The organism is Streptomyces sp. NPDC004111 (genome assembly GCF_042874215.1).
In the GTDB taxonomy this organism is placed as follows: Bacteria; Actinomycetota; Actinomycetes; order Streptomycetales; family Streptomycetaceae; genus Streptomyces.
Genome location: NZ_JBIAMU010000003.1, coordinates 44,319 through 70,039, shown reverse-complemented (window position 1 = coordinate 70,039; position 25,721 = coordinate 44,319). Strand labels below are relative to the sequence as shown.

Sequence of the window (25,721 nt, the reverse complement as noted above, 5' to 3'; positions counted from 1 at the left end):
GCCCATCCGAGCTGCACACCAAGGAGGCCGCACCGTGCGGGAAGAAGAGGTCCATTACGACATCGCCGTGATCGGCGGCGGACTGGCGGGGACCTGCGCGGCCATCGCCGCGGCCCGGCTCGGCCGACGCGTCGCCCTGGTCAACAACCGGCCCGTACTCGGAGGCAACGCCAGCAGCGAGATCCGGGTCTGGGTCTGCGGCGCCACCGCACACGGCGTGCACCGCTGGGCCCGCGAGACCGGCATCATGGGCGAGCTGTACACCGAGAACCAGTACCGCAACCCCGAAGGCAACCCCTACTACTGGGACCAGGTCGTCCTCGACGCCGTCCGCGCCGAGCCGAACATCGACCTCTACCTCAACACCGACGTGCGCGAGGTCGACGCGAGCGGCCCCGACGAGGCCCGCGAGGTGCACTCCTGCACCGGCTGGACGATGGGCTCCGAGCGCCGCATCACCTTCCACGCCCGCCAGTTCCTCGACTGCACCGGCGACGGCCTGCTCGGGCACCTCGCCGGCGCCCACTACCGCATAGGCCGCGAGGCACGGTCCGAGTTCGACGAGCCCTGGGCCCCGGACGAGGCGGACCGGGCACTGCTCGGCTCGACGATCCTCTTCCACACCAGGGACACCGGAAAGCCCACGAAGTTCGTCGCGCCCGCCTACGCCAAGGACCTGTCCACCACACCCATCCTGCGCAACCGCATCCTGCGCACCGGGGACAACGGCTGCGACTACTGGTGGATCGAGTGGGGCGGCGAACTCGACACCGTCCACGACAACGAACGCATCCGGGACGAACTCCAGGCCGTGATCATGGGCATCTGGGACCACATCAAGAACTCCGGCCAGTTCCCCGACGCGGCGAACCTCACCCTGGAGTGGGTCGGCAGCCTCCCCGGCAAGCGCGAGTACCGCCGCTTCCTCGGCGACCACGTCCTCACCCAGCAGGACATCCTCCAGCAGCGCCAGTTCGACGACCGGATCGCCTTCGGCGGCTGGTCCGTCGACCTCCACCCCGTCCAGGGCATGTACGCCGACGAACCCGGCGCCCGCCAGCGCTACGCGGACGGCATCTTCCACATCCCGCTGCGCTCCCTGTACTCGGTGAACGTCACCAACCTCCACTTCGCCGGACGCAACATCTCCGCCACCCACATCGCCTTCGGCGCCACCCGCGTCATGGCCACCTGCGCGACACTCGGCGAGGCCGCGGGCACCGCCGCGGCCCTGTGCGTCACCGAGGACCTCACCCCGCGCCGACTCGCCACCGAACGACCGGAACTGGTACGCCGCACTCTCCTGCGCCAAGACGCCTCGGTGATCGGCCTCGTCGACGACGCCCCCGAAAACCTGGCGCTCACGGCCAACGCGACCGCCTCCGGCCACTTGGCCAGACTGGCCGCCGAACCTGCACGGGAAGTCGAGCCTGTATTGGGTGCCGAGTCTGCGTTGGGCACCGAGCCTGCACCGGCCGCCGCGCCCGTATCGGCCGCCGCACCCGTATTGGGCGCCGGGGCCGTACTGGGTCCCGTGTCGGCATCGGCCGCCGATTCCGCACCGGCCGCCGAACCCGCATCCGCCATCGCGCCCGCAGCGGCCGTGTCCGGCACCCCCTACGCCCTCACCCGCGACCTGGCACTCCTGCTGCCCGTCGACCCCGCACTCGACACCGTCGACCTCCTCGTCCACGGCGCCCCCGACGGCTCCTCCCGCGAACTCACCGTGGAACTGTGGGGCACGGGCCTGCCCGAGAACGCCGTCCCCGTCGACCACCTGCGCACGACCACCGTCACCGTCCCGCCCGACGGCCCTCACTGGGTCACGGCCCGCCTCGACCACCGCCCCGACACCCCCGAGAACGCGATCCTCGTCGTCCGGGCCTGCCCGGACACCGCCCTGGTCCTCCTCCCCGAACGCACCGACGGCGTCCTCGCCCTGCGCAGGAAGGCCGAGGGCGACGAGGCCGTCGACCACGACATCCCGGAGGAGGAAGGACAGCTGGTCCTGGAGTGGCAGGCCCGCGGACTGCGCCGCCACACCTTCGCCTTCCGGGCGGCCCCCGACACCGCGGCGTTCCGCCCGGAACGCGCCGTCGACGGACACCAGCGTCCCTACGGCGGCCCGCACATGTGGTCCGCCGAGATGGGTGGCGCGTCCCAGTGGCTCCAACTCGACTGGGACACCCCGCAGGACCTCACCGAGACGCGGCTGGTCTTCGACGACGACGTCGACGAGTACCTCAACAACCTGCACCGCCACCGCACCCCGTACGAGGTCATGCCGGAACTCGTCCGCGACTACCGCATCCAGGTCCGGGACGTCGCCGGTGACTGGCACACGCTCCTGACGGTGACGGAAAACCGCCGCCGCCACCGGGTCCACGCATTGCGGACGGCGGACGGCGGCCCCGTACGCACCGACGCCCTGCGGCTCCTGGTCGACGCGACGCACGGGGCACCGCGCGCGCACGTGATCGCCTTCAAGGCGTACGGCGACTAGGACCTGTGGTGAAAGTGCTGGTCAAAGCCACTCGTTGAGGACTGCGACCAGCACTGTCGCTTCGTATCGCACGGCAGGCCGCATCCGCACGGGCACGGGCACGGACACGGGCCGGCCGGTCCCGGCACCGCTCGCGGAAGCCGGGGCGGGCACAATGGGGCGATGCTGGAGTTGCTGCCGGGGACCGGCGTGGTCCTGCCCGAAGGGGCCGGGACGCTCAGGTTCGGGATGACTCCCGACGAGGCCGAGGTGATGCTGAAGGCGGCGCCCAAGAGCCACCGGGAAAGGCAGTGCATGACGTTGACGCGTGCCGACTACAAGGAACTCCGGCACGTCCACGACGCCTGGCTCACCGGAATTCTCTTCGACCCGGCGTGGAGCACCTGCGCCGTCTTCGGCGACGTGATAGTGACCGTCGTCGGCGGCGGTCCCGGCCGTACGGACCGCCTGACCAGCATCGACATCGGCCCCGCACCGTCCGGTGCAGCGCCGTCGGCGACTTCCGTGGTGTGGGACGGCGTCGACCTCTTCGGGCACCCGGCTCAGGACGTCGTGTCCGTGCTGCCGAAACCCGTCCGCCCGACCCCTCCGGCCGCCACCTCTCCTGCGACGACCCCCGAGGTGACCGTGGAACCCCTCGGGTTGCGCCTCAGCCAGGATCCGTCGGCCGCCGACCGATGGTCTCGGCTGACCCTGGTCGGCACGCCCACGGGCTGGGAGTCGTGCTGCGCGGGCACGTTCGCCTGCACCGAGGGCGGGGACGGGCTGGTTGGGGTCCTCCGCTAATACTCCCCGCCCCATTCATCCATGCATCAGAGCGCGCCGAGCGCCTGACTGATGGCGTCGGCGGCCTCGATGACCTCGCGGACGAGCGCCAGGCGCTGCCCCTCGGTGTCCGAGCGGTCCCCGAGGAGCGAGGTCGGGCCCCACAGGGAGATGGCGGCGACGACGTCGCCCGAGGCGTCGCGTACGGGCGCGGCCAGGGACGCACGGCCGAGGGCCCGCTCCTCGGCCTCGACGGCGTATCCGGTGCGCCGGACCGTGTCGAGTTCGGTGTCGAGGAGGTCGTGACGGGTGGTCGTGTACTCGGTGTGCGCGTCGAGGGGCTCCCCCAGCAGCTTGCGACGCTCCTTGGGGGTGAGACCGGTGAGCAGGCACTTGCCGATGCTGGTGGCGTGCAGCGGGGCGGTGTGTCCGGCCTGTGTGTACGACTTGGGGGCGCGACTGCCCTCGAAGTTGCACAGGAACATCAGCTCGGTGTCCCGGCGCACCGCCACGTTGGCCCCGAGTCCGGTGCGGGTGGCCAGGTCCTGGAGCACCATGCGGGCTGCCCGGTGCACGGGGTGGCGGTTGGCGGCGGTGGCGGCGAGGGGGAGGAGGCCCAGGCTGAGCCGGTACAGGTTGCTGACCGGATCGCGTTCGACCATGTCGAGGCGTTCCAGGGTGGACAGCAGGCGAGAGGTGGTCGACGAGCCCAGTCCGGTGAGCTCGGCGACGTCGGAGACACGGAGTTCGGCCCGGCTGGAATCCAGTGCGCGCAGCACCGAGACCGCCCGTTCGACGCTCTGGTTCGTCCCGACATCGGTCGCCCGCGTAACCATGACCCTCCTAGTTTTGCAAATCGCTTGCACAATCTGCATCAGCATATCGCGAGTGATCGACGCCCGTACCTGAAATGAGCGACAGCGCCGGTCGTACGACCCAACGACTCGACCCCACCGCTCACCCCGCCTCCCCTCCGTTCGCTCCCTCCCCCCTCGCCTCTCAGTCCGCCTCCGACAGGAACCTCCGCTGGGCCTCTTCCAAGGCGGCGGTCTCGGCAGGCTCGTCCGGGTGGTCGAAGTGTCCCGCCCGCAGTACGAGGAGTTCGCGCGGCCCGGCCAGGGCGTTGTGGATCGCGAACTGTCCCGGCGGGGGCACCGAAGGATCGAACAGCGCCGCCCCCACATGCACCGGGATGCGCAGATGACGGGCCGCCGTCGCGGCGTCGAAGTACGCCAGGACGTCCAGCACCGAAGGATCCTCGGCGAGCCGCGTACGCACCGACTCTCCGCTGCCCGTGCACGGCAGGGTCACCCGGAGCGGATGGTTCCCGAAGGTCGGCACCGTGAGACCGGCGGCATGGAAACGGTCGTCCCAGGGCAGCGCCAGCGCCCCGATGCCACCGCCGAAACTCGTGCCCAGATACGTCAGCCGCCCGGCTGCCTCCGGCACCAGCCGGAGCAGCGCGCCCGCCGCACCCCAGACGTCCGCCACGCATCCGCCGATGACGTACGACTCCCGGGAGCCGATGCCGTGCAGCACATGTCCCGCAGAGTTCGAGGCAACACCGGGCAGCAGACTCCGCGTACCGAGCCCACGCAGGCAGGGCCAAATGGTCGCGGTCCCCGGCGGCGGCTGCCGGAGGTCCGGCGCCTCGCGCCCCCCGTACCCGTGTGTCGCCACACAGCCCTGCAGCACACGGCCGTCGGCGGGAACGGTCAGCCAACCGCCGATCCGGACGCCGTCGACGGAGGTGTACGAGACATCGGCCACCCGCAGGCCGTCCACCGTGGTCCAGGGCCCTTCGAGCCGGGGCGCCGGGTCGACGCGCAGCGCACGCGCATACCGCTCCTGCCAGAAGTCCACGAAGTCGTCCGGTCCCGCAGGGGCTCCGACCTCAAGGAGGCGCGGCAGGTCGTAACCGTGCGTGGGATCGAACGGAAAATCGTGGTGAAGCGGCGGACTGAGTTCATTGTCGTGCGAGGTGAGCGGGTGGGTGGGCAAGGTGTCTCCCTGTTCGTGCGGGGCGTTGGGCGTTCGGCGTTGGGTACGACGTGAGCGAGTCTCATCGGCGTACGTCGTACGTCGTACGGCGTTCGAGGTTCGGCGTGTGCGAAGTGGTCGGTGCGGCCTGGTGGGACGGATCCCGTCCCGGTGCGTACCGCCCTGCCGGCGCAGCTTCCGGCGCAGGATCGCCCTGCCGAGCCGAAGGACACGTCCCGCTGGGTGATGCCGACGGCGGCTTCGAGCAGGACAGCACTCGCGGTTCCGGCGCTTGGTGATTCCGTCGACCGGGTCTTCCCGTGGTGACCACCAGGGCGGGCCGTTTGCCGACGACTCGGCCGAAGACCGTGCGGACCGCACAGGAAACCCGGTGCGCCGCAGCTGCGACTCGCTGCCGCCGATCCTTCGGTGCGAAGACCTCGCGGTGCCCGCCGACGGAGTGCTTCTCACCACCATGATCGCCGGGCAGAGAATACGGCGACCCACGCACGCGGTGCAATAGGTCGCGGGCCCCCAGGGACCAACCCTGCGTGAGCCACCACCATCCAAAGGCCTCCCCGACGCGACAGGAGAGGCCCTACCCCTCCGATGCCACTCAGAACACGGAGCGTCCGGGCACTCCAACCGGACACCCCCACCGCCCTGCTGGTGACGTGCCATCAGCGGGGCAAGGCAGTGGCCGGCGAGCACGCTCGCCCCGGGGCCGCCCGCGCTTCCTTTCAAGCACCGTTGAATACATGGTCGAACCCGCACCGGCTCGTCAACGATGTGATCGAAGGGAAAGCGCGCGGTCCGGGGGGACCGCCCGCCGACCGGCGGCCACCCCGAAGGCCGTCCGCGCCTGCCCTCCGACCTGACAGCAATCGGTCCGGAGGGCGGCGCCTTCTACAGCTCTGGGCAATTCTCGGCGAATGGCTGCCCTGCCACGCGGCGACGTACGGCACGGCGTAGGTCTTCTGCTCGCATGCCCCGCTCGTCCCCGGGTTGCTGCCATCGTGGCAACCCTCACCTGCAACCGCAGCCTCTCCTCATGAAGCACCCAAACCCCAAGAAGGCGGTGCCGGGTCGGCATTGCTGCCGACCAAGCACCGCCTTGAGACCAGCGATCCGGTCCCTGCCCCGACTTAGGAGGGCTCGGTGAGAACCCACAACTCCCAGACTCCGGCGGCCCGGCACTCGTAGGCGCGGACGCCGTTCTCCAAGTACCACCGGCCGCGCTCATGACAGCGGCCCTCTTCGGCCGGAGGGAAGTCCGCCACGTGGTGCCAGCCCGGTCCGGCTGCCGGCGTGGACTGAACGGGAGTCGGTGCGGGCGCGGAAGCCGCAGCAGTTGCGCCGTGGCTCGCCACCAGCAGCGACGCGGCAGCAGCCGCGAGGAGAACACGCTTCAGAGTTCGCATGGAACGCATCCTTCCGCAGGTGACGGGCCTACATCGATAGGGGCCGTTCAGTGTTCCCCCGATTGGTCTAACGGGTAACGGATGCCGCCTGACTGTTGGGCCTGAAGCGGTTCTTGGGCCCCGGCGACCTGGGCGGCGTCCTGGCAATCACGAGCGGAGCCGGATGACGATCGCGGATGCGGCGACGGTGCCGCGTTGGATGTAGCCGCGCTTGTCGCAACTCAGGTGAATCCCGGTAATGACCCCGCCGCGCAGCGGCCGAGCGCCTTACCTCTCGTTACCACCTCCGCCACCCGGTCGATCGGTTCCGCCCGGACCTGAGCGGCTTCGACTGTCCGGGCGGAGCGCCCTTGGGGGCGGAGCATGTCGGGCGCCAACGGCGTGATGGTGCGCGCACGGACATCCTCCCTTCCTACTCTCTGCCAACCACCCGGCGAAGACAAGACTGCAATTTTTACCGTCAAACCAGGACACTCTTTCCCGAGCGGAGGCCTGTACCGCTCGCCAACGGGAGGACTCTCATGTCAGACGTATGGGATCCGCACGGCAGCCTGCAACGCGCGCTGTGGATCGGCGGCGCACAGTGGTCCGGCAAGACCACGGTTGCCGAACTCATCGCCGAAGAATACGGATTGACGGTGTACCACTACGACTACCACGACGCCCGCGGCCACCAGGATCGCCGCATCGCGCGTCGGGTCGCCCTGGGCGAGCCGCTGGGAGACGCCACCCCCGACCATGTCTGGGTGGACCAAGGCCCGGAGGCGATGGCTGCCGAGACGCTGGCCGGCTTCCCGGTCCGCTTCGAGTGGGCGCTGGACGACCTGCGCGCACTGTTCACCGGACGGCCGGCGATCGCTGAGGGGTGGGGGCTGCGACCGGAGCTGGTCGCGCCGCTGCTCGACTCACTCCGGCGGATGGTCGTCCTCGTCCCCACCGAGGACTTCCGTCAGCACCAACTCCGGACGCTCCCGCGCGCGGGGACCCTCAACGTGCCTGTCAGCAGCCCGGCCCGCTCCCAGGCGAACCGTGTCGCCCGTGACCGGCTGGTCGCCGATGACGTGGCACACCACGCCCGCCGCCTCGGGATCCGCGTTATCGAAGTCGACGGCACACGTGACGCGATGGCGGTGGCGGCAGAGGTTGCCGAGCAATTCGCCCCCTACCTTGGTGCGACGACGGCTGCGTGACTGCTCCACCCAGGAAGATTCCGCTGTTGACTGCCAGGCCACTGCCCAGCTCAGACGGCAGCGCGACAGTTGGGGCCGTAACCAAAGGGCGCCCCCAGCTGTCGCACTGCTCAACGACGTCGCCTCCTGTACGGCTGAAGGCCCGGCAGCGGCGCCGGTCGGGGGCGTCTCGCGCGGCCGATGTCCGGAATCGGCCTGCCTCAACTCGTGGCCGAAAGCTACGTTCGTAAGTATCTCCCCTCACGTATGAACCGGTTCGCGGGGCGTGGGAAGCAGCTTGCAAGAGGAGAGGCCCATGCACGAATTGGTGCGCCACCAGAATGTGATACCGGACCGTCTGTCGTTTCTCTGGTTGGAACTCACCGCCAAGTGCCAGCTGGAATGTACTCATTGCTATGCCGACAGTGGCCCTCGGGGTACGCACGGTTCCATGACCCGGGAGGACTGGACCCGTGTAATCGACGAAGCACATGAGCTCGGTGTTCGAACCATTCTGTTCATCGGCGGCGAACCCATGCTTCATCCCCACCTCAAGGAACTGATTGAGCGGGCAGCCAGGCCGGGTATCGAGGTGCGGGTCCTCAGTAATCTGGTACACGTTCCCGATGCGCTCTGGGAGGCGCTGGAGATGCCGGGCGTGCGCCTTTCCGTGAGTTACTACTCGCATGACGCCGCCGCGCACGACAACATGACACGGCGCCGAGGAAGCCATCTGCGTACTACGGAGAACCTGCGGAAGGCGGTGCAGCGGGGCGTCCAGGTGCGGGCGATGATCGTGAAGGAGAGCTTCGGGGAGAGCGGTGTCACCGCAAGTGGCGAGATCGCGGCGCTCGAAGCCATGGGTGTCAGCAGGCACTCCGTCGATCGCGTGCGCCACTTGGGGAGGGCTGCAAGCGGCTCGGCGCCCCGTTCGTCGGAGCTGTGCGGGCAGTGCTCGGGGGAGCTTCTCGCCGTAGGCCCGGACGGCACAGCCTTCCCGTGCCCCATGTCACGGTGGTTGCGTGTCGGCAACGTACGAGAGGGCTCACTTGCGACCCTTGTCGCCTCGTCCCGCCTCGGCGCTGCACGGCGGCAGATCGCCGAAGCAATTGACCCCGCGGTTACCGGACTGCCCCCGGTGATGCGAAACGAGTGCTTCGGCAGCGAGAGCGGCGGGGGATGCGGTCCGTGAGGTTACGCGGCCGGCATGCCTCACAGCATGCTGCCGGGAAGCGGCGGGACGCGGAACTCCTCGATCTCGGCCTGGAGACCGGCAACCCGCGTGAACGCGCGCCGGGCATACGGGCGCAGGTGGAGGCTGAATTCGCGAAGCTTGAACACCACAAGGTCGGAGCGCATCTGAGGTGGCAGTTCCAGTACCGGGCGCAGGTCGTTCAGGGCCGTTTCGATGTCGCCGCCCAGTAGCGCGGAGGTTGCCAGCGTGACCCGAGCGCTGGGCTCAAGGGCCGCGTCACGCTGCTCCAGTGGTTCCTGGGCGTAGAGATCGATGGCGGAGCGGGCGCACCGGGCCGCATCGTCCGCCCGGCCCAGGACGATCATTCCATTGGCCTCGTTCTGGTACTGCTTGGCCGCGTCCGCGACGAAAACCCCGCCGACCTCGTCGAAGAAGTCGTCGCGAGAACAGATGCGGGCGCGGTCGTCCGTGGCGGCGCCGAAGGCACTGATGGCCGTCGCCTCGTCGCCCATGAGTGCGAGGGCCGTTCCTTCCATGCTGTGCAGACGCTGTTGTGCGGCGGGATTGCCGCGTGCGTAGCGCTGCCCGGACCGCGCGAGCATCACCGCCTCGTAAGGCCGTCCGTCGCGGTACGCATGCCATGACTGAGCAGACCTGCACCATGCGCGGATGGAGTCATGGCCCGCGAGCTCCGCATACGCCCAGGCCGCCCGAGTCTGCTCCAGGGCGGCGACCCGTAGCCCGAAACTCTGACTGGCTTCGGCCAGCAGGCAGCAGACCACAGCGGCGAGGAAGTACAACTCTCTTGTCTGACGTGGCTGTTGGTGCCCGCCCAGGATCCGGTAGATGCGATCCCGTGCGCGGATCATCTCCGGGAACAACAGGAGTGCGTCGATGCTCATCAGCTGCCGGGCCAAACGTCGAACCTGGTCGTGCAGCCCTTCGAGGACCACGGGGCCCACATTGCTCGTCTCGGCCCTGCCCGCGTGCTCGCTCGACTCGTACGCGGCCGCCAAGATGGCCGCCTCCTCGACAGGCACGGAAGGCTTGGTCCGGATCCCGAGGTGGCCGTGCGCGCCCGGCCGCTCGCGTGTTGGCGGGTCCGTCGACGTGCGGTATGCCGGCGAAGGGGGATCGCTGCTCCGTTGCGGTGCGGTGCGGCGCAGGTCAAAGAGGTCACCACGGTCATGGGCCTCGGTCAGAAAGCCGGCGGGTAGGTTCTGCCGGTCCAATCCGTCCAGGAGGTCGTCCGGGCGTACGCCGTAGACCTGCCCCAGGAGCGAAAGATTCCGCAGGCTTGGACGCACGCCGCCCAGCGGCCACCGTTCGTACTCGCTGATGCGCTTGCCACTGACCGGGGCGCTCTCGTCACCGAGAAGTTCGCAGCACCGGCCCGCTGCCTCCTCCTGGGTCATGCCACTGGCGAATCGCCACGCCTGCCGGGGCCGGAACTGCCAGCGGCGCATCATCTCGTCGGCGATCTGCCGTTTAGTGCAGCCGAGTTGGCGCATCTGCCGGCACAGCCGATCGCGCTCGGGTTTGCTGCCAGGGCTGCCTTTCAACGGACTCCTCCGCTCCTCGAAGCAGGACTCCTCCGCTCCTCGAAGCAACGGTATCCGCCAAAGAAGATCCACGGAGCTCCGCTCCACGGCCGACGGACTTTTCGCCGGGGTTTTCGCTGGAGTCGCTGGTCAGACGGATTCCGGGAGCGGAATTTCCTTGCCGAGCGGATGGGTCCAGAAGATGCGTGAACCGGGCCAGCCTGAGAAGTGACAAAAGCAGCCGACCCATGTGGAAAGAAGGCGCACATGATCTCTCGCAGGCGAACCGACGAGAAGTCGCGGAGCCTGGCCCAACTGCTGGGCCTGGCCGCGATCCGGGGCTGGTGCGCAGGGATGGGCCGCTCGGCTGCGGACTGCCTTCTGCGACTTCTGCTGGACCGCTGACCAATGCCAGGGGAGCAAGATGTTGCCGGCGGTGCTGCCGACGCGATCAGTTCGCCTCCACAGCGATCACTGTCCTGAAGCGACAGCCCGCCCCGAATCTCTTTCAGCAGGCCGGGGTACACCGCCTCCGCTTCGAGGCCCGGTAGGCGAAGCGGCTGAGGCACTGGCCGCTACCGTCGAGGAGAAGCGGGATCATCCGTACCCCAGCTCCCTTTTGCCTATCTGCTGGACACCCGCGAGGGCGGAGGAGGCCGTCATGACCGAGTGGGCGGCCAGGAACAGCGAAGCGGTGCGGTCAGCCCCGCCGGCCGTGTGCGGAACGGTCGGCGAAGCTCGACCGGTGGGTGCAGCTGGCTCCCTTCGCGCCAGACCCGGTGGATACACCAGCTCAGCACCCCCATACCTGCCAGTTCAGGCACACCGCGAGCGCCATCCCGAGCCCGTCGGCCGCCACTACCTGGGTATCGGGGCGGACGGCGACGAGGCCGAGCCAGTGGACGGGACTGCCGTGCGGCTGCGGCCAGCCGGAAGCTCGGCCACGCTGCGATCCTTGATCAACTTCGCGCCTTGACCAACGTGGCAACCAGTGCCTTTTCGTTCAGTTCTGCACCTCGAATCCCGCCAGGAGCGCCCGGGGGTCGAAGGTCACCCGGATCCGCGTGATCTTCCCGTCCTCCACATGCATCCAGTTCACCGTCGGGGTAGGTGACGCAACACTTGTGTGCAGGTCAAACCAGGTGATCACGTCCCTGTCTTCCGCCACCCGCACCTTCACGTCGATCTTCTCCAGCACCTGGCCAAGCCCCTTCAGCCCGGCGAGCGCCTCATCCACACCGGACGCCGTTCCCAGCGTTCCCACGAAGTCGACGTTCTCGGCCAGCACCCCTCGCAAGGCGTCGAAGTCGCCCGCCTCCCAGGCGGTGAAGTAGGTCTCGGCAAGTTCCCGCGGAGTCGTCGTCATGCCTCCATCCTCCAAGCGTCGGGCCCATCCGTCCAACAGATGGATCAGATGGCATCTATCGTTGTGGGATATGGAGATGCATCAGCTGCGCTACTTCGCCGCGATCGTGGACGAGGGCACGTTCACCGCTGCCGCCCATCGTCTGCACGTCAGCCAGTCCGGCGTCAGCACTCAGATGGCCAAGCTGGAGAGGGAGCTGGGCCAACAACTGCTCGACCGCTCCGGCCCCCACATCCGCCTCACCCCGGCTGGCGAGGCCGTTCTTCCCCTTGCGAAAAGCGTTCTCGCCACTGCCGAGGCCATCAAGCACACTGCCGCCGCATTCGCCGACGCCGTCCGAGGCCGGGTCCGTCTCGGCATGATCATGGGCTGCTCGATTCCGGCCTTCCTCGACACCATCGCCGACCTCGGCCACACCCACCCCGGCATCGAAGTCAGCCTTCACGAGGGCTACTCCGACGACCTCCAGGCCCAAGTCCTTGCCGGCTCTCTCGACCTCGCCCTCATCGGTTACGCGAACGGCGTCGCCCCCGGCCTGGAGGAGAGCATCGTCATCGACGAGCCCATCACCGCGGCCGTTCCCGCCGGGCACTCCCTCGACCGGCCGGAACTGAACCTTGGCGACCTTCAAGGCGAGAGGATTCTCTGTCTCCCCGAGGGCACCGGCATTCGCGCCGCGTACGAGGACTCCTGCCGCAGGATCGGCCTCGGCCCACGCGTGGACGTCGCCGCCAGTTCTCCGGTCACCCTGCTCCGCCTCGCTGAGCGCGGCGCGGGCATTGCTGTCCTCAGCGCGTCGTCCACACAAGGCGCCGGTCTGCGGACCGTCCCGCTCGCCGACGCCAGCACGCACGCCCGGCTCGGACTCATCAACCGCCAAGGCCAGCACTCCCCAGCCGTGCAGCTCCTGCGATCCAGACTGCTTCCCGCTCTGCAAGCCGACTAGGTACGCCCTGAGGCATACAGAGAGGTCGACGCTGTCCCTGCTGGCGAAGGACGGAGCGGCCAGGGAGATGTGCCGGGCCGTCGGCAAGGGGCGCGGCGACGAACGTCTCACGGCTTGCGGCAGGGGGTGGTGACCGGTGCCGGGGAATTCGCCCGTCAATAGGCGCGGGCGATCCATTGGTCCAGGTGGGGGCTCTCTGCCCCGATGGTGGTGGAGTTGCCGTGACCGGTGTGCACGGCGATTGTCGGCGGAAGAACGAACAGCTTCCGGCGGACAGAGCCGATGACGGTCGGAAAGGGGGCGAGGGAGCTGCGCGACCTGCCAGCAGGCGGACAGCGGATCGGGCGCGCAGAGTTCGGCGGGCTGCCCGGCGACTTTGCGAGGCTCGAAGCCGTCGCGAGAGCCTTTTTCGACCTCTGCTCCGTGCGGGAACCCCCAGGTGATGGCCACGAAGTCCGCGCGCGTCGTCTGGCCGTCTGGGGGTGTGGCCGCCGCCTGCATTGCTCGGCGGGTCGCTGAGGCCGCCCCGGACTACCTGCAAGAGTCGTGTGCGGTCACAAGTGAACGTCTCAGGGGCACAGCCGAGCTGACGGACCAGCACGTCACCGGACAGGAATCCCTGCTGGCCGCGTTGCACTCACTGGTCCACACCCGGAGCGGAGCAGACCTGGCCGCTTTCGGGGCGGGTGGGGTTAGGGGGTGACGATGGGGAAGTTGCGGTCACCGGGGTCAAGTACGGCGGCGAGGCGTTCGAGGGTGGTGGTGTCTCCGGCCGTCTGGATGCCGGCGTCGGCCAGTGCCTTGGGGTCCAGATTGCCCCGGGCGAGTGCGGGCAACTGGAGGGTGGTGGTCGTGAGAGTGACATCCGGGGTGTCCTGCTGGGGTGCGGCGGTGTGGGTGAGGACACCGTTGTTCAGGCGCAGCCGGTACGTTTCGTTGGTGTCCGTGAGGACGATGTCGAGGGCGAGCTTCTCGTCCCAGGCTTCGGGGCCATTGATCTGGACCGCGAGGGCGTCGAACAGCAGGCGGGGGCTGAGGTTGGCCAGGATGTCGGCGGAGGCGGTGACAGTGGGGGTGCCGAACTGGCCGTGGCGGAGTTCGGTGGCGCCGGAGAGGTAGAAGTTGCGCCAGGTGCCGTTCTCCGCACCGTAGCCGAGTTGTTCGTAGGTGTCGGCGAGGAGACCGCGGGCCGACGTGTGGTCGGGCTGGGCGAGGACGACGTGGTTGAGGACTTCGGCCGCCCATCGCAGGTCTCCGGCGTCGAAGGAGGTACGGGCCTTCTCCACGACGGTGTCCGCGCCGCCCATGAACTCCACGTACCGCTTGCCGGCTTCGGTGGGCGTGTGCTGCCACAGGTGGGCGGGGTTGCCGTCGAACCAGCCCATGTACCGCTGGTAGACCGCCTTGAGATTGTGGCTGACCGAACCGTAGTAGCCGTGGGTGGACCACTCCTTTTCCAGGGCGGGCGGCAGTTGGAGGTGTTCGGCGATTTCGCTGCCGGTCCAGCCCTGGTTGATCAGGCGCAGGGACTGGTCGTGCAGGTAGCCGTAGAGGTCGCGCTGTACGGACAGGAAGTGCTTGACGCGGTCCTGTCCCCAGGTGGGCCAGTGGTGGGAGGCGAAGGCCACGTCGGTGGTGTCGCCGAAGAGGTCGAGGCATTCGGTCAGGTAGCGCGACCAGTTGTGCGGGTCGCGGACCACCGCGCCGCGCAGGGTCAGCAGGTTGTGCAGGGTGTGGGTGGCGTCCTCTGCCGTGCACAGCGCGCGCAGGTCGGGGAAGTGGATGAGCATTTCCGAGGGGGCTTCGGTGTCCGGGGCCATCTGGAAGACCATGCGGACCCCGTCCACGGTCTCCTCCTGCCCGGTGGTGGTGATGTCCACGGTCGGCGGGATGAGGCTGACGGTGCCCGTCGCGGTGGTCTGCCCCAGGCCGGCGCCGACCTGCCCCTGCGGGCCGCGAGCCAGGGCCGCTCCGTACATGTAGGCGGCGCGTCGGGCCATCGCGGTGCCCGCGTACACGTTTTCCGCGACGGCGTGCTCGGTGAAGCCCTCCGGCGCGAGGACCGGCACCCGGCCCGCGTCGACATCCTGTTGGGTGGTGACGCCCTTGACGCCGGCGAAGTGGTCGACGTGCGAGTGGGTGTAGACGACACCGGTGACCGGGCGTTCACCGCGGTGCTCGCGATACAGGGCGAGCGCGGCCGCGGCGGTCTCCGTGGACAGCAGGGGGTCGATCACGACGATGCCGGTGGTGCCCTCGACGAACGTCACGTTCGACAGGTCCAGGCCGCGGACCTGGTAGATGCCTTCGACCACCTCGAAGAGCCCCTGTTCGGCGACGAGCTGGGACTGACGCCACAGGGACGGGTTGACCGTGTCGGGGGCCTCGCCGCGGAGGAAGGCGTAGGAGTCGTTGTCCCATACGACCCTGCCGTCCTCGGCGGTGACGGCGTTCGGAGTGCGGCGGGCGATCAGCCCGCGCTGCGCGTCCTCGAAGTCCCGGGTGTCGGCGAACGGCAAACGGGTCTTGAGCTCGGCTTGCTGCTGGACGATGAACGGCTGCGCGGGCTTGGGCCCCGGGGCTGAATTGGTCATGGCCCATACCTATTCAGAATCTTCCAAAGTTACACATATCGGTGAGTGCGGGTGCACCAGGTCGCAGCTTGGAATCCCGTACACGGCGATGGATATGCCCTGGTCGATACCCGAACAGCCTCGGCGGCGGGACCCACCGGGGCGGGTCGCGTCAGGTGGTGGGGAAGGAGCGGGTTATCTCGGGGAGCGAGCGTGAGAAGGCCGTGTAGTGGCTGACGTCGCCCTGGTCGACGAGCCGGACCCGGCCGCCGTGTGCGGTGACACGGCGTGCGCAGTTCTGGCTGTTGGCCAGGGGGACGTCTCGGTCGCCGGTGGCGCTGTAGAGCGTGACGGGGACATCGGGTTTCCAGTCACAGGTGTAGTCGTTGGTGCGCATCGCCGTGAGCAGGGAGCCGCCGGGGTGGCGCAGCTTCTCGTACCACTGGTCGGTGAGCAGTTCCCGCAGGGTTCCCGGCAGCTTGCCGGCTATCTGGTCCGCGGGATGGTTGCTGTCGAAGAGGGATTCCACATGTGCCGCGTAGGGAGCTCGGAAGACTTCGCGGGGGTCGGCGTAGAAGTGGTGCAGGCGGTTCTGAGCGGTGAGGTAGTAGGCGGTGTAGAAGACTGCCGATCCTGGGCCGACCCGCCCGTCGAAGAGGGCCGGGAGCTGGCTGCCCTCGACGTCGTACGCGCCGCCGACCGCGGCAACCGCGCGCAGTCGGAATCGGGCGTCCTCCCCGGAGTTCAGTGCGCGGCCGAGCGCCATGGCCACCTGCCCGCCCTGGGAGAACCCCGTGGCGTACACCCGGCCGTCGAGCCGTCGGCCGAGCCCGGGGGCAGCCTGGCTCGCGGCACGCAGCATGTCGAGGGAAGCGGTGGCCGCGGAGCGGTTGTCGATGTAGGGGTGGGTGCCCGGCCCCGTGCCGAGGCCCAGGTAGTCGGGTGCGACGGTGGCGCGGCCGGCCGAGGCGTAGAGGCGGGAGACGGTGCGGTCCGGGCCCTCCGCGACGGATGCCGCATAGCCCCGGTAGGCCAGGGTGCCGTGCCCGTGGACGACGGTGGGCACGCGGCGTGCGCCGCCGTCGGTGGGCAGCACGAGGAGACCGGATGCGGTGGTGGGGTTCCCTTCCGGGGTGACGGTGCGATAGGTGAGCCGGTAGGCCGCGACCCCGTACCGTGCGGTGTCGGTGGGGTAGCCCGCTTTCCGGGCGTCGTCTACGACGCGGGCACGGTCGACCGTGCCGAGTGGGGTCACGGACATCAGCTCGCCACGGAGGTGACCGCCGGACGTCTCCGCTCCGGCCGGTGGGGCCGGGAGGGCGACGAGTGCCGTGAGTACGCCCGAGGCAGCCGATGCGGCGACCTTCCGAGGCGCGCCCACCGTACGCCAACGGCCCTTTGTCGCAGCGGACTTGCCGCTCCCCGCCCTGCCGGACCCGTACCCGCTCTCGCTGCTTTTCCTGCTCCGAAGTGATCTCATGTCAAAAAGGCTAGAGAGCAACGGCCGTACGCAGAATGCGGTCTACCGCACACTTCTCCTGCGGTAAACCGCACCCTCGCCCGACGATGAGCGACGCCGGATCGTTCCTGCCCGCGAACTCCGCAGCTCCGCGGGCGCATTCCCGGGACGCGTCGGAGAGGCCCTTCCTCTCCAGGCAGGACAGCCCCTACCGGCGGTCGGCACCCACCGCCAACTGGACCCGAAGGCTCCTGCGCCCAGAAGGCCGTCCGGGGGGACGGGGTTACGCGGGCACTTGCGCGCAGCGACGGCAGGCCCTGGCCGAGGCCGCCACCACCGCATGGGACACGGCGGCCAGTGCGCCCGCCGCGACGGCCAGCGGCCAGTGCGTGACGACCAGTGCCAGTACGACGAGGAGGAGCGCGGCGAGGGCCATGCCGACGCTGGAGGCCGTTCCCAGCCAGGCGACGGTACGGGGCAGCCCGTCCGGGGTGGGCAGCCGTCGGGCGAGCGGGCCCGTGGCCGCCAGGGAGGCCGCGGTGAGCACGGCGGTGCCCGCGGCGAGACCGATCGCCGTGGTCGCCAGCAGGTGCGGCAGGGAGGGGAGTTGCCAGAGTTCGCGTCCCGCCATCCGTACCAGCAACCAGCACAGGCCCGCGAACGGCACCGCGAGGGCCGCGGCGCGGGCGGTGTGGCGGGCCTGCGCAACGGTCAGCTCGTGCTGGAAGGCCGGCAGCAGATCCTGCGACGTGCCGAAGTCCCGCACGGCCAGCTCGGCGGCGCGCTCCGGGGGCACCCCGGCCTCGGCATAGGCCGCCGCGGTGTCGGTCAGGCCGTCGCGCACCTCGTCGAGCATCCGGTCCTTGGCGCGGGCGGGGCCGTGCAGGGCGCCGGCGAGGCTGGTGAGGTACTCCTCGACGCGGGCGGACCTCACGCGGTCGATCCTGTCGCTCCCGCGGCCGGATCAAGGACCGAGCCGATCGCGCGGGTGAACTCCTGCCAGGCGGAACGCTCCTGCGCGAGGCTCTGCCGTCCGGCCCCGGTCAGCTCGTAGCAGCGGCGGCGGCGCTCACCCACCGCGTCCCACGTACTGGCCAACAGGCCCAGCCTCTCCAGGCGTTGCAGCGCGGGATAGATGGTGCCGGTGCGCAGTTCGAGTGCGCCGCCGCTGCGCTGCTGCACCGCGGTGATGATCGCGTAGCCGTGCAGGGGGCCCTGTTCCAGCACGGCCAGCAGGAGTCCGTCCAGGTGGCCGCGCACCGCATCCGTCTTCATGAGTAGGCAGCCTACCCAACCCAGTTGTAGCTGTGCTACCTATTGGCAACCTACATATGAGTTCGTTCGAGATCTTCGCCCGGAGGCGTCACCCGATGACCAAGTTCCTGCTGTCCGCGCATGTACTCGTCGCGATCCTGGCGGTCGGATCGATCGCCGTGGCGGCCTCGATGTTCCCGCGCTACGCCAAACAGGCGGTGACGGAGCACGGCCAGGCCGTGGGCATCGCCACGACCTTGCACAAGATCTGCCGGGGATACGCGATCGCCGGGCTCGCCGTACCCGCCCTCGGCATCGCGACCGGTGCCGCGCTGGGCGCCCTCAGGGACGCCTGGCTGGTCGTCTCGCTGATACTGACGATCCTGGCCGCGGCGCTGCTGGGCCTGTGGATCCTCCCGTACCAGCAGCGCATGCTCGCGATGGCCCGAACCGTGCCGGGCACCGAAACAACCCTCACAGAGGCCGGACTGACCAAAACCACCGCCCGGCTCCATATGCTCACCGGGATCTTCAACCTGCTGTGGGCGGTCGTCGTGGTCCTGATGATCGTCCGCCCGGGTTCGACGACGAGCGCCTAGCGCTCCGATCAGCCCGTTCGTCCACGCCGACGCGGAGGATCGACGAAGTGGCGCATCGGTCAGGGCCGGAGCACTCGGGTGTGCACCTCCAGGGCCGTACGGACTGCCGACTCCAGGGCTCCCTCGATCCAGGCCGGTTTGACGGAGGTGTGGCAGCCCGCGAAGTGCAGTGGCCCCTCAGCGGAGGGGACGTCCGAGAACAGTTCGGTGTGCTGTCCGGGGAGCAGTACGGACGCCTCGCCGTACGCGTAGGGGTCGCGCATCCACGACTGGGTGCGGCCCATGCCGGTGTAGAAGACTTCGACGCGCTGTCCGTACACGTCCTGGACACCGCCGAGTGCTCGCGGGTAGCGCTCCTCGCTGTCGAAGGAGTCCCACTTCAGGGCATCGTCGGACCAACTGTAGGAGGCGAGCAGCACGCCGCCCCTGCTGCCCGCGACAGGGTGGGACGGCTCGAACATGAAGCGGTTGGGGTTGTCGGTGGTCGAGCCGCCGCCGATGACGGCGGCTGCCTCCGGCTGGTCGCGCTGGACGGCACGGTGTGCCGCGTAGTGGGTGCGCTGCCCGTCGGAGATGTGTCCCTTCGGTACGGAGGGGTGGGCGCCGAGCAGGGAACCGTCGGCCGGGGCCTTGCCGCGCTGGTACGCCTCGTACAGACCGGGCCTGACCGCGTCGAGTTCGCGCTTCCAGTCCTGCTCGGTGAATTCCCACCAACGGCGGGAGAACTCCAGCAGCACCTTGGTCGCCGCGTCGTAGTGCAGTTCGGTGATTGCCCGCCGCTTGCCGTAGGGGAGTGGGGGAGTGAAGGTCACGTGCCGCAGCCCTGCGTACGGCACCGTGATGATCGCTTCGTCACCGCTGAACGCTTCTTGTACGACCTTGCCGTCCCGGCCCTCGGAGACGGTGTGCACCGTGACGCCTCCGCCCGGCCCGTGCTCCACGCGCACGGCGCGTCGGTCCAGTCGCACCGCGTCCTTCACCCGCGCGTACAGAGCGTCGGTGAGGGTCGCGGTGCCGTCGGGCAGTTCGTAGAAAGAGGTGTCCGGGCTGATCAGGGCGGAGGACAGGAAGCTGTGGAGGAAGGAGAGATGGATGCGGGAGGTGACGTTCTGGACGGTGCCGATGAGGTCGATCGTCCGGACGTCGAGCTTGGCCTCCTCGGTGAGGTAGCGGAACATCGACCAGGATCCGTACCGCTGGATCACCTTCGCCCAGCCGTCGAGCAGTTCCTGCCCCTGTTTGCCGTCGATCAGCGCGCGGGCGGGGGCGAGCGCCGACCGGTAGATGTCCGAGGCCGGGACGTCCTCGTACTGTGTCGGAACTCCGAAGGAGCGGTTGAGCGCCTGCGGCCTCTGCTGGTAGCGGGCGCGGCGGATACGGATGCCGTTGGCCTGGATCCAGGTCCTGTTCGCGGGTCTGCCGGAGGCGTCGACGTCGACGAGATGGAAACGCCGTCGCTTCAGACCGAGGGAGTCCATCAGTCCGGTGACCAGGGGGTGGCTGTCGGGAATGCGCATGGCGCCGGCCTCGGCGTACTGCTTGGGGTCGGCGAAGGGCTGGGCGGCCCCCTCATGACCGCCGGTGCGGAAGGTCTTGACGCGACCGCCGACCCGGTTGCCGTTGGCCTCGATCACCGTGACCTCGTGCCCGGCCCGGCCGAGCAGGTCGGCTGCGACGAGCCCCGCGGGCCCCGCGCCGACGACCAGCACCTTCTTGGCCTTGCCGCGGCCGCGCGGCAGACCTTCCTCCAGCAAGATCCTGGAGTACCGCGGGACGAGGGGTTCGTCGTTCTCGCCGAGCACGAGGACGGCACGGGCCACGGCGAGACAGGTTTTCCACGATGGGTCCGCTTCAGGCGCGACGGGTGCGGCCGGCACCACGGCGGGGGGAGCGGCGTCGGCGTGCGACGCGAAGGTGAGACCGGCGGCGAGCGTCGTGGCACCGGTCGCGGTCATCATCGTGCGCCTGGAAAGCGGAGTGTCCATTTACGGCACTTTCGGGGAGGTACGTACCGCACGGAGAATGGCACGCGAAGGGCGCTCCGCGATTCACCCGAACGCAGACGCTCCGGACCATCGGCCCTGGTGGGCCCACGGCCTTCTCCTGTTCGTGGGAGAGCGGACGTGAGTGTCGGGGCCGCTGTGTCAGGCGACGCGAGCGGCCCTGTGCGTCGTCGTAGACCGCCCTCGGCTGCACGGATCTCCCGCAGCCGGGTCGCCTGAGGCCGGTCAACCGGCCACTCAGCCGGTGAGCTGGTCAGCCGATCAATACGATGATCCGGTCCTGGTCCGCGTAGCGAACACACGACGACTTGTCCGGGTTGAGGACGTTCCCGTACTGGGGCGGTCGCTGGGCCTCGGCGTGGATGCGGTATCCGATGGCGATCTCGCCCCGTTGCCGCGCCGCGGTGACGACGGCGTAGAAATCGGTTTCCTCCGCCAGGGGGACGTAGTCGCCCGCTGGGCGAAGGGCGATGCGGCAGCCCTCCGGGGAGAACAGCTCATCGAAGATCACGTCCAGCCGGGGGTTCTCGGAAACCTGGGCGAGCCGCAGGCTCAGCAGGTTGCCGCTGACGACGAAGTCGTCGGGTCTGGCCGCCTGGGCGAGGGCGCGGTGGCGGTCGTCGGCCATCTCCGTCACCACGGAGTAGGTGTGCGTGCGGAGTTCGGAGAGGTCGCGGAGGTTCAGCAGGACGGTGAGGGTCCGGGCATCCGCGTCGTGCGGGTCGCAGTCGTCGGGGCTGATGGCGAGTACGTGGTCGTAGTTCCCCAGGGCAAGGGATTCGAGGACGTCCCTGCGGGTGACGTCCGCCTGGCGAAAACTCAGCGCCACCGAGACGTCCGCCTCTTCCGCGGGCTCTTCCGACGGCGGGGGACACAACTGGTGGGCGACCACATCGATCCGGGAACCGGCGTGCAGGTGGGCGCGGAGCTGCCCGATGATGTCGGGGAGTCGCTGATTGCTGCCCAGGATCAGCACCGCGCGCTCCGCCCGCAGGGGGCTCGCCGACATCCGGGGCAGTACCGGTTCGGGCAGTGCGGGGGGCTCGGACAGCCGCATGGTGGTGTCGTCCTCGGTGATGGCGACGATCTGGTCCGCGGGTCCGATCAAGGTTCCGCCCGGCGGGTTGAGCAGCACCCGGCCGCCGTCCTCCACCAGCCCGACGACGCTGGAGGTGCGGTAGGCGAGTTGAGCCTCGGCAAAGGTGCGCCCCACCAGCTCCGGCTGCGGCTGCACATAGATCTCGTCGCCCGCGAAATCGAGCAGTTCGGTGTAGACGGACGAGAGTCCGCTGTGGAGGCTCGTCTGCACCAGCAGCTGGGCGATGAAGCCCTGGATGTTGACGAGGCGGCAGTTCGCGCCGCCCGCCAGTCGTGCTGCGGGCAGATTCTCCTTGTCCTTGATCCCTGCCACGACGACCGGACCGGACCCGTCCATCGCTTGGGTACGGGAGACGGCCAGCAGGGACTTGATGACGGCGAAGTCGGGCCTGTCCGCCTCGGGCGCCACGACGATCACCGACCTGGCGCGTCGAGGACAGACCAGTTCGATGTCGTGCACGTCGGCCGGGTCCCCGGTCCTGCAGACGATCCTGGTGCTCGCCGGGTCACCGATCCGCTCCCGGATCTCCCTCTCCATCTCGGTGCGGTCCTTCTCGGCGAGGACGACCACACAGGCGCGCCGCCTGCTCCGGTTGGCCTCCACCAGTTCCGCCAGCAGCACGTGGACCTGCGACGACCAGCCGAGCAGGACGACGTGCCCCGTCTCGGCCACGGGTGACCGACCCTGGCGCAACCTCGCCAGCTGGTTCTGAAGCCCCGCGCTCAGCACCGGAATGAGGGTGCTCATCAGCAGGATGCCGCCGAAGGCCATGACCGTGGCCGCCGCCAGGAAAGGTGCCGGGCCCCGGTCCCTCAGCAGGGCCGCCGGGCTCAGCATGCGCAGGAAACCCGACCAGAAGGAGGTGCCCACGTCCCGGTGATGGACGGTCTCCGGTGCCAGAAGCAGCAGGAGTAATCCGTTGAGCAGGGTGAAGAGGCAGCACACGGCGGCGAGGACACCGATCAGAGCGGGCGTGCCGCGCGCCATGACGTTGTCGAACCTGTAGCGCAGACGCCGCAACAAGCGGGGCTCCTCGTTCTCTCGGCCCTCGGGAGGATTCTCAGCACTGCGGAGGGATCACACCTGCCGCGCGGGCGGCCGACCTGCAGGGCGCGCAGCTCGGGGGCCGGCCAACGCGGGAGGTGATCGCGACCGGAACACTACTGGGAGTCACCGCGCGACACCCCGACCGCAGGCCGTCGATGGGCCGGTCGGGGGACGACAGCGAGGTACGGACGGGCCCCACCGCAGTGGCCTCGGCCGAAGTGCTGCCCCTGGACGCCTCTCGTCGCGCCGCGCACGCGCCGCGCTCCGTGGTGGCGGCTCCGCCTGAAGCGCATTGGAGTGAACCCGGGACGGTGTGCGGCGCGCCCGAGGTGGGAGGCCGGGGAACCTCTGGATCGTCGCGATGTGATCAGCACACGAAGCTGCGGGCGGAGCCGTGCCGTCACCCACACGCGGGGGTCCGCATGGCTTCTCGTGCTGTGCCTGTGCGCGACCCTGGTCAGCTCCCAGGGAGTACGTAACGCGGCTGCCGACGGCGCCAACAACAGAGGACTGACGCTCCAGGTCATGGTGAACACACGGCCCGGACTGGGAGCACTGCGCCCCGGAGTCAGGGCCGGCCAACCTGTGATGAAGAAATACCGCCTGGTCAACCGCGGCGCGGCGGACCTGTACGACGTCAGGGTGAGCGACCCGGGGCTGGCAGGAGCCCGTATCCGCTGTCCCGGCGGCGATGATCACGTACGAATGCTCACCGGCCTGCGCACGGTCACCTGCTTCGCCCGCGCGCCCGCCCTCGCGGGTGTCTGGGTCCGTGAGGTGGATGCGACCGGCCGCATCCCGTCCCTGCGCGCCACCGCACGCGCCGCCGCGATGTCCGGATACGCCGGTGTCGGCGGCTCACTCGAACTGACGCAGACAGCGAAGGCCGGCGGCTCGGCCCGCGCGGTGGTCCGCTACGCACTGCGCAATACGGGCAACCGCCCGGTGTACGCCGTCAGGGTCTCGGACAGGGCCCTCCCCGCCCTGCGCATGTCGTGCGGGAACGGGCTGGCGACCGTCGCCCGGATCGATCCCGGGCGCAGTCACATCTGCACAGGTACCGCCCGGCTGGCCCCCGGCAGCTACTCGTCCGCGGGCCAGGCTCAGGGCAGCGACCGCATCCGCACGCTCGGGCAGTACGGCGACCAGGTGCCGCCGCCGCGGCTGACGGCACGAGCCTCCGTGCGGTTCACCGTCCCCGAACCTCCGCCGCCGCAGGGGCCGGCGCCGGGCTCCGCCCCGCCAGCGAGCCCACCGCGTGACCCGCCCGCGTCCGCCGCGTCCGCCGCGGCAGTCCCAGCAGCTCCGGCAGCTCCGGCCGCGGGTCTCCCCGTACAACCGGCCCCTCCCGCGCCACCCGAGATCGCCGTTCTCCCGGACGCCTTCGCCCTCCCCGCGGAAGAAGCGGCCCCTCCCGAGGCTCCCGCTCAGGCGGCTGAGCCCGATGCCCCCGCAGGGCGTCCCACCGCGTCCGACAGGACGACTGCGCAGCAGGAGCGTTCGGCACCGGGCCGCTTCTCGCGGCGCGATCAGCGGCGGGAGCGTCTTGGGGTGCTCGCCGCCCTGTTGCTCGTCCTTCTCCCCGCAGCTGCGGCAGCCGCGGTCCTGGGATCCCGAAAGCACTGAACGTCCCCCTGCAGCACTGAACGTCCCCCTGCCGACAGGAATCAGGAACCGTCCATGACCGAAACCCTCGCGATCGTCCTGGGTGTCGCGCTGCTCGCCGCAGGCGTCGTCCTGATCAAGCACCGCTTCTGGCCGATGGGGCCGGACGACGAGCCGCGCGAGGACGTCGCCGAGTACATCTCCATGATGGTCGGTGTCCTCTACGCCTTGGTGCTGGGCCTCGCCCTCGTCACGGTCTGGGACTCGAACTCCAGCGCCGAGCAGCATGTTCGGACCGAGGCCAGCGCCGCGCACCAGGTGAGTCTGCTGGCCGACGGGCTGCCGGCCGAGCAGGGCGCGCTGGTGAGGGCGCGGGTCGGGGAGTACGTCAGGTTCGTCACGGGAACCGAGTGGCCGGCGATGGAACGGGGGGAGCCCTTGGGGCAGGAGGGCTGGCGGCTGCTGAGCGAAGTGCGCAGCGCCGCGCAGGTCTCCGAACGGGCGGACGGCGCCCAGCGGATGATCGCCGAGGAGACGCTCGTGCAGCTGGGGATGCTGGACGACTCGCGGCGCGGACGCGAAACCGACCTGGACGACCGGCTTTCCCCGATCCTGTGGCTGGGCCTGATCGCCGGGGGTGTTCTTACTGTGTCGTTCATGTTCATGTTCGGGGTGAAGCGGAACTTCACCCACGTAGTTATGGTGATGGGCCTTTCCGGTCTTATCACCTTCATGGTGCTCCTCATCCACCAACTGGACGCACCGTTCAGCGGCTGGCTCGCCGTCGACGCCACACCGTTCACCCGCTACTTCTGACCGACTCAGCGTTTGGTCCGTCGGCCGGTACTGGATCTCGGGTCCGGTTCCCTGCAACTTCGGCGAGCAGGACGGATGCAGGCGCCTGATGGAAGACGCGCGGTTCAACCCGGAATGCGGGGGAACCGTGAAATCCATGAGTGTCGGCGGAAAAGTGTTCTATTGCCTCACGAGTGCAAGGGAGATCGGTCCCGGTGCCGTGCATTGGGCACTTCATCAGCGCCGATCTCTCCCGCGGCTGAGTTCTTGGTCCGGGCTGCTTGTGCTCCTGGTATGGGCCGTTGCGGCAGGACTCATTGGCCGGTTGCTCAGCGCACTGCTCGACCGCGCGCGGAACAGATAGCTCGTTTCGCACATCGAAGGACGTGATGCGGGCCCCG

Annotated in this window: 20 protein-coding genes and 1 pseudogene; 9 read left to right on the top strand and 12 right to left on the bottom strand. The window is 69.3% G+C overall.

Annotation, left to right across the window (positions count from 1 at the left end; translation table 11 throughout):
• Window positions 1–34 precede the first annotated feature (34 nt).
• Window positions 35–2,503: an FAD-dependent oxidoreductase gene (locus ACFYVL_RS07360; protein ID WP_389241874.1), complete on the top strand. Its 2,469-nt coding sequence runs from the start codon at window positions 35–37 to the stop codon at window positions 2,501–2,503.
• 162 nt (window positions 2,504–2,665) lie between these two features.
• Entirely contained in the window at window positions 2,666–3,289 is a 624-nt protein-coding gene (locus ACFYVL_RS07355; protein ID WP_389241873.1) for a hypothetical protein, read from the top strand.
• Between the two features lie 26 nt (window positions 3,290–3,315).
• On the opposite strand, the gene ACFYVL_RS07350 is transcribed toward ACFYVL_RS07355, so the two are convergent.
• From ACFYVL_RS07350 to ACFYVL_RS07340, 3 genes are all read right to left on the bottom strand, one after another.
• Window positions 3,316–4,104, bottom strand: coding sequence for an IclR family transcriptional regulator (locus ACFYVL_RS07350; protein WP_389241872.1), 789 nt, complete (start codon window positions 4,102–4,104; stop codon window positions 3,316–3,318).
• Window positions 4,105–4,267: 163 nt separating this feature from the next.
• Window positions 4,268–5,269: an acetylxylan esterase gene (locus ACFYVL_RS07345; protein ID WP_389241871.1), complete on the bottom strand. Its 1,002-nt coding sequence runs from the start codon at window positions 5,267–5,269 to the stop codon at window positions 4,268–4,270.
• A gap of 1,124 nt (window positions 5,270–6,393) precedes the next feature.
• Window positions 6,394–6,669 carry a hypothetical protein gene (locus ACFYVL_RS07340; protein WP_389241870.1) on the bottom strand — a complete coding sequence of 92 codons (276 nt, stop codon included), beginning with the start codon at window positions 6,667–6,669 and terminating at the stop codon, window positions 6,394–6,396.
• 521 nt (window positions 6,670–7,190) lie between these two features.
• Here ACFYVL_RS07340 and ACFYVL_RS07335 point away from each other — a divergent pair.
• Both ACFYVL_RS07335 and ACFYVL_RS07330 read left to right on the top strand, forming a co-directional pair.
• Entirely contained in the window at window positions 7,191–7,859 is a 669-nt protein-coding gene (locus ACFYVL_RS07335) for a hypothetical protein (RefSeq protein ID WP_389241869.1), read from the top strand.
• Between the two features lie 295 nt (window positions 7,860–8,154).
• Window positions 8,155–9,030 (top strand): radical SAM/SPASM domain-containing protein, encoded by an 876-nt coding sequence (locus ACFYVL_RS07330; RefSeq protein ID WP_389241868.1) that lies wholly within the window; start codon window positions 8,155–8,157, stop codon window positions 9,028–9,030.
• A 20-nt stretch (window positions 9,031–9,050) separates the two neighbouring features.
• Here the strand turns inward: ACFYVL_RS07330 and ACFYVL_RS07325 are convergent, their stop codons facing one another.
• Window positions 9,051–10,667 (bottom strand): helix-turn-helix domain-containing protein, encoded by a 1,617-nt coding sequence (locus ACFYVL_RS07325; RefSeq protein ID WP_389241867.1) that lies wholly within the window; start codon window positions 10,665–10,667, stop codon window positions 9,051–9,053.
• Between the two features lie 174 nt (window positions 10,668–10,841).
• Between ACFYVL_RS07325 and ACFYVL_RS07320 the strand changes: the two genes are divergently transcribed.
• On the top strand, window positions 10,842–10,979 hold the full coding sequence (locus ACFYVL_RS07320; RefSeq protein WP_389241866.1) for a hypothetical protein: 138 nt from the start codon (window positions 10,842–10,844) through the stop codon (window positions 10,977–10,979).
• A 598-nt stretch (window positions 10,980–11,577) separates the two neighbouring features.
• Here ACFYVL_RS07320 and ACFYVL_RS07315 read toward each other — a convergent pair.
• Window positions 11,578–11,940 carry a nuclear transport factor 2 family protein gene (locus tag ACFYVL_RS07315; protein ID WP_389241865.1) on the bottom strand — a complete coding sequence of 121 codons (363 nt, stop codon included), beginning with the start codon at window positions 11,938–11,940 and terminating at the stop codon, window positions 11,578–11,580.
• Between the two features lie 70 nt (window positions 11,941–12,010).
• Here ACFYVL_RS07315 and ACFYVL_RS07310 point away from each other — a divergent pair, with 70 nt between their 5' ends.
• A complete protein-coding gene (locus tag ACFYVL_RS07310) occupies window positions 12,011–12,886 on the top strand; it encodes a LysR family transcriptional regulator (RefSeq protein ID WP_389241864.1) in 876 nt (291 codons plus the stop codon).
• Window positions 12,887–13,041: 155 nt separating this feature from the next.
• Here the strand turns inward: ACFYVL_RS07310 and ACFYVL_RS07305 are convergent.
• The 5 genes and pseudogenes from ACFYVL_RS07305 to ACFYVL_RS07285 form a co-directional block, all read right to left on the bottom strand.
• Window positions 13,042–13,188 (bottom strand): annotated as a pseudogene (locus ACFYVL_RS07305) (MBL fold metallo-hydrolase); the annotation flags it as partial.
• A 390-nt stretch (window positions 13,189–13,578) separates the two neighbouring features.
• Window positions 13,579–15,480, bottom strand: coding sequence for an alkyl/aryl-sulfatase (locus ACFYVL_RS07300; RefSeq protein ID WP_389241863.1), 1,902 nt, complete (start codon window positions 15,478–15,480; stop codon window positions 13,579–13,581).
• Between the two features lie 151 nt (window positions 15,481–15,631).
• Window positions 15,632–16,720, bottom strand: a complete 1,089-nt coding sequence (locus ACFYVL_RS07295; RefSeq protein WP_389241862.1) for an alpha/beta hydrolase — start codon at window positions 16,718–16,720, stop codon at window positions 15,632–15,634.
• Window positions 16,721–17,201: 481 nt separating this feature from the next.
• Window positions 17,202–17,852 (bottom strand): permease prefix domain 1-containing protein, encoded by a 651-nt coding sequence (locus tag ACFYVL_RS07290; RefSeq protein WP_389241861.1) that lies wholly within the window; start codon window positions 17,850–17,852, stop codon window positions 17,202–17,204.
• The gene (locus tag ACFYVL_RS07285) at window positions 17,849–18,193 is read right to left on the bottom strand and encodes a PadR family transcriptional regulator (RefSeq protein ID WP_389241860.1); all 345 of its coding nucleotides are present in this window, start codon (window positions 18,191–18,193) and stop codon (window positions 17,849–17,851) included. Before ACFYVL_RS07285 ends, ACFYVL_RS07290 begins: the two co-directional genes overlap by 4 nt.
• Window positions 18,194–18,288: 95 nt before the next feature.
• Here ACFYVL_RS07285 and ACFYVL_RS07280 point away from each other — a divergent pair, with 95 nt between their 5' ends.
• A complete protein-coding gene (locus tag ACFYVL_RS07280) occupies window positions 18,289–18,771 on the top strand; it encodes a hypothetical protein (RefSeq protein WP_389241859.1) in 483 nt (160 codons plus the stop codon).
• 59 nt (window positions 18,772–18,830) lie between these two features.
• Here the strand turns inward: ACFYVL_RS07280 and ACFYVL_RS07275 are convergent, their stop codons facing one another.
• On the bottom strand, window positions 18,831–20,756 hold the full coding sequence (locus ACFYVL_RS07275) for a flavin monoamine oxidase family protein (RefSeq protein ID WP_389241858.1): 1,926 nt from the start codon (window positions 20,754–20,756) through the stop codon (window positions 18,831–18,833).
• A gap of 271 nt (window positions 20,757–21,027) precedes the next feature.
• Window positions 21,028–22,896 (bottom strand): potassium transporter TrkA, encoded by a 1,869-nt coding sequence (locus ACFYVL_RS07270; protein WP_389241857.1) that lies wholly within the window; start codon window positions 22,894–22,896, stop codon window positions 21,028–21,030.
• A gap of 549 nt (window positions 22,897–23,445) precedes the next feature.
• On the opposite strand from ACFYVL_RS07270, the gene ACFYVL_RS07265 reads away from it, so the two are divergent.
• Window positions 23,446–24,546 carry a hypothetical protein gene (locus ACFYVL_RS07265; protein WP_389241856.1) on the top strand — a complete coding sequence of 367 codons (1,101 nt, stop codon included), beginning with the start codon at window positions 23,446–23,448 and terminating at the stop codon, window positions 24,544–24,546.
• Between the two features lie 54 nt (window positions 24,547–24,600).
• Window positions 24,601–25,341, top strand: a complete 741-nt coding sequence (locus ACFYVL_RS07260) for a hypothetical protein (protein WP_389241855.1) — start codon at window positions 24,601–24,603, stop codon at window positions 25,339–25,341.
• Window positions 25,342–25,721: the final 380 nt, after the last annotated feature.